The following is a 4,454-nucleotide window of genomic DNA, read 5'->3' on the forward strand; positions in this document are numbered from 1 at the left end:
CACCACTGCCGCCGCCAGACCCGTGAGGATTCTGCTTTTGAGCATGGTCGATCGTGCGCGAACCACTACGGCCTCCGTGTGGGGGGAGTGTTGAGGGGGGTGGTGATGGTGCGCGCTCAGGGGCCCCTGGGCTTGCCGTACAAGGTGGTCCAGACCAATGCTGTTGTCAAGACCCGGACAACGAAGAGGCTGATGGGGCCGGTGGTACGGGCGTCATGGCAGGTACGGCTATGGCCTCGGCTACGGCAGTCCGTGCACGTGCGGGCCGACCGCGTTGGACCAGGCGTTGCCGTTGCTCGCGTCCCAGTTGGTCGACCAGGTCATCGCGCCCCGGATGCCCGGATACGTCTTCGCGGGCTTGAACGAGCCGCAGCCCGTGCCCTTGGCCAGGCAGTCGAGGGCGTTGTTGACGACGGACGGCGCGACATAGCCGCTGCCCGCGCCCCGGGTGGAGGCCGGCAGGCCCAGGCCCACCTGGGAGGGAGCGAGCCCGCCTTCGAGCTGGATGCAGGCCAGGGCGGTGAGGAAGTCCACGGTCCCCTGCCCGTACACCTTGCCGTCGCAGCCGTTCATGGCGCCGCTGTTGTAGTACTGCATGTTGACGACGGTCAGGATGTCCTTGATGTTCAGGGCTGTCTTGAAATAACCGCCCCCCGTTGACTGCATGTCGATGGTCTGCGGGGCCATGGTGATGACCAGCTGCGGCCCGGCCTTCGCCGACAGGGAGCGCAGCGCCTGCGTCATGTACGTGGGGTTGAGCCCGTTCTCCAGGTCGATGTCGACGCCGTTGAAGCCGTACTTCTGCATGGCCGCGTACACGCTGTTCGCGAAGTTGTTCGCGGAGTTCGCGTCATTGACGGAGACCGTGCCCTTCTCGCCGCCGACGGAGAGGATGACGGACTTGCCGGCCGCCTGCTTGGCGGCGATGTCGGCCTTGAACTGCGCCTCGCTGTAGTTCAGCGCGGGATCGAGGCGGAACTCGACCGCGCCCGGCGTGGTGGTGGCGTCCGCGAAGGCGACGGCGATGATGTCGTACTGGCTCTGCACATCGCTGATCTTCTGGACGGTGGCGCCGTTGTTGAAGTTCTGCCAGTAGCCCGTCACGGCGTGTTTGGGCACGGAGGGGCCGGGGCCGCCCTCCTTGGTGGTGGCCGAGACGGCGGCGGACTTCGGCGACTCGCCGGCGGTGTTGGTCGCGGTCACCTGGAACTGGTACGAGGTCGACGGGGTCAGCCCCGTCACCACGGCCGAGGCGCCGCTCGTCGCCTGGACCTTCGTGCCGTCCTGGTAGACGTTGTAGCCGCTCGCGCCGGTCACCGGGTTCCAGGACAGGGCCACGGAGGAGGCGGTGACCGCGCCCGTCGCGAGGCCGCCGGGCGTGCCCGGGACCGGCTCGCCCGGATCGCCGCCGCCCGGCCCGTCGAGGGTGAAGTCGTCGGCGAAGTAGGCGGGCTGCCCGTACCAGCCGTGGGTGTAGATGGTCACGGTCTTCGTGGCCGCGCCGGTCTTGAAGCTGGTGCTGAGCTGCTGCCAGGAGGAGGCGGAGGAGGTCCACGTCGAGACGTCCGTGGTGCCGGTGCCGCTCGCGCCGAGGTAGATGTACGAGCCCTGGACCCAGGCGCTCAGCGTGTACGAGGAGTTCGGCTGCACGCTCACGGTCTGCGAGCACTTGGCGTTGTCGGCGCCGGCGGGCGCGGCCTTGAGGGCGCCCGTACCGCCGTGCACGGGGCTGGTGACGACTGTGCCGCTGTCGCCCGAGCAGGTCCAGTTGTCGAGGCCGGACTCGAAGCCGGGGTTCTTGGCAAGGTTGGCGGCGGTGGAGGGGCTCGCGGCGGCAGCTTCGGTCCCGCCGTCGCCGATGACGGTGAGGCCGGTCGCGGCGAGCGCGGCGGCGGCGAGCGCGGTGAATACGCGCAGGGGGCGATGGCGTAGCGGGGTACGTCCCGATCTGCGTCTGGATCGGGGGGTTTCGGTGCGGCGTGTGCGGTCCACGACTGCCTCCGGTGGGAAGGGTGTTGAAGGAGGAGCTCCAGGGACGGTGGCCACCGCTTGGGCGTAAAGATGGTCCAGACCATTGGGTCAGTCAAGGGTCTGCGAGAACTTCGGCGGGCTGTTCTCTCGCGCCGCATTCGTGGATAAAGTGCTGATGCACCAGCCAAGGGCAGTAGCGAGGAGAGTCCATCTGCGGTCACCGGGGCACCGGCGGCCGGAGTGAACGGGGAAGCCGACGTGCCCACCGCGATTGCAGTCACCAGCCCCGACCTGGTGCTCGTGCCGCCCGACGGCCAGGCCCCGGCCGCCGCGGTGCTGCGGCCCCCGGACGAGCAGCCCCTGGACGACGCCATCGCACAGGCTGCTGCCCTCCTCGACCGCTGCGGCTATGTCGTCGCGCTCTACCCGGACGCGCTCCCCGGCCCGTACACGCGCCGCCTGCACACGGTCCGCTCCGTGCTCGAAAGCGACCGGATGGCGCTCCTGCCGATCGCGCTGCCGCCGCTCGCCGTCGGCGTGCTCGCCCGCCAGTTACGCCGGCTGTCGGTGTCCGATCTGAGCCCCGGCGTCCTCGCCTGCGCCGCGCGCCTCCTCGCCCACTACATCCACGCGGGCGCGCAGCTCGACAGCGTCGCCGGGCTCGACCGCGTCGACGTCGGGCTCGGCCCGCACGTCAAGTCCTGGCTGCCGGGCACCCGGTTCGCCGTGCTCGCCGGGCCCAAGCCGCGGCTCGTCCCGGCCGGCGGTGCGGAGCCGCCGGACGGGCCCGGCTTCGCCACCGACCTCACCGTCGCGCGCGGCCGGCCCCGCCGCCCCGGCCACGAGGACTGGGTCACGGACATCCTCGCGCCCGCCTGGCGCGTCCAGGCAGTCCAGGAAACCGCGCTGCCCGCCGAGTCCGCGCGCTGGTGGGGCACGCGCAAGGCCGTCGAGTTCGCCGCCGCCATCCCGGACGCGACCGTGCTCTACCAGCTGGTGGCGTCCGTGCGCAGAGAGGAGTGCCGCTGGTGCGGCGTCGAACTGATCGGTGACCGCTGCGCGTTCTGCTCCGCCGCCGTGGAGCGCGCCGAGCAGCCCGGCGCCCGCGCCGCCGCCCTCGCCCCGTCCGTACGAGCCGCCCTGACCAGCCGGTAGGCCGCCGACCCGCGAGCCGGCGGCGCCCCGCCGGCCGACGTCCCCGAACGAGGTTGCCCGTCCCATGAATTCACGCCAGCGCCGCGGAGTCATCCTGCTGGTCCTGTCGGTCCTGTGTGCCGTCGGCGCGTTCGTCGGGGTCTTCTCGGTCCTCCACGACGTGGAGTCGAAGGTGGGCCCCGAGACCACGGCGTACCGGCTGAAATCGGATGTACCCGCCTACAAGGCGCTGGACGCCGGGCAGTTCGAGCGGATCTCGATGCCCAAGCGCTGGCTTCCGGCCACCGCCGTCACCGACCTCGCCGACCTGCACGGCAAGATCGCCGTCACCCCGCTGCGCAAGGGGTCGCTGCTCCAGGACGACATGATCGTCTCGCGGCCCGCGCTCCGCCCCGGCCAGCAGGAGATCGCCATCATGATCGACGCGGCGACCGGCGTGGCCGGGAAGATCAACCCCGCCGACAAGGTCAACATCTACGCGACCTTCGACGGCAAGGAGCAGGGCACCAAGCCCGAATCAAAGATCATCGTCAGCGGCGCGCAGGTCATCGCCGTCGGCAAGCTCACGGCGCTCGACCCCAACGCCGACCACAGCTCCAACTCCACCACCCGGCGCGCCGCGGAGGCGGTCCCCATCACCTTCGCCCTCGACACCAAGGACGCCCAGCGCGTCGCGTACGCGGAGTCCTTCGCCTCCCACGTCCGCCTCGCCCTCGTCGCCCCCGGCGGCGACGACACGATCAGCCCGGGCGACCGCACCTACACCCTCGACGGCGACAAGTAGAGGCAGGGGACACGGTGACGATCAGAATCCTCGCGGCAGTCGGCGACCCGGACGTCGCCCGCGCCATCAGCGGGACGCTCGGCCAGCTCCCCGGCGTCGAACCCATGGAACCGGCCGGTGACTCCACCCGCCTCCTGGACGCCCTGGCGGCGCTCGCCGCCGTCGCCGTCGAGGAACTGCCCGAAGTCGTCCTGGTCCACGAACGGCTCGGGCCCGTCCCCGCCCTGGAGGTCATCCGCGACGTCGCCCTGCGCTTCCCGGCCGTCGGCGTCGTCCTCGTCACCGCCGACGCCGGGCCCGCCCTCTACTCCGCCGCCATGGACGCCGGCGCGCGCGGCATCGCGGCCCTCCCCCTCTCGTACGACGAACTCGGCACCCGCGTCCAGGCCGCCGCGCACTGGGCCTCGGGCGTCCGCCGCCACCTGGGCGGCCACCCCGAGGGCGCGCCGGCCGGGCCCGGCGGGCGGCTCGTCGCGGTGATCGGGGCGAAGGGCGGCGTGGGCACCACCGTCACGGCCGTACAGCTCGCGCTCGCCGCGCACTC

3 protein-coding genes and 1 pseudogene are annotated in these 4,454 nt (G+C 71.6%); 3 read left to right on the top strand and 1 reads right to left on the bottom strand.

Annotation, left to right across the window (positions count from 1 at the left end; all coding sequences use genetic code 11):
• Positions 1–240: 240 nt before the first annotated feature.
• Entirely contained in the window at positions 241–1,992 is a 1,752-nt protein-coding gene (locus ACFU99_RS34520) for a chitinase (protein ID WP_384399793.1), read from the bottom strand.
• Positions 1,993–2,229: 237 nt separating this feature from the next.
• Between ACFU99_RS34520 and ACFU99_RS34525 the strand changes: the two genes are divergently transcribed.
• From ACFU99_RS34525 to ACFU99_RS34535, 3 genes and pseudogenes are all read left to right on the top strand, one after another.
• Positions 2,230–3,126 (top strand): hypothetical protein, encoded by an 897-nt coding sequence (locus ACFU99_RS34525; RefSeq protein WP_384399796.1) that lies wholly within the window; start codon positions 2,230–2,232, stop codon positions 3,124–3,126.
• A gap of 64 nt (positions 3,127–3,190) precedes the next feature.
• The gene (cpaB, locus tag ACFU99_RS34530) at positions 3,191–3,910 is read left to right on the top strand and encodes a Flp pilus assembly protein CpaB (protein ID WP_384399798.1); all 720 of its coding nucleotides are present in this window, start codon (positions 3,191–3,193) and stop codon (positions 3,908–3,910) included.
• 14 nt (positions 3,911–3,924) lie between these two features.
• A pseudogene (locus ACFU99_RS34535) lies at positions 3,925–4,454 on the top strand (ParA family protein); the annotation flags it as partial.

The organism is Streptomyces sp. NPDC057654 (genome assembly GCF_042800135.1).
GTDB lineage: Bacteria > Actinomycetota > Actinomycetes > Streptomycetales > Streptomycetaceae > Streptomyces.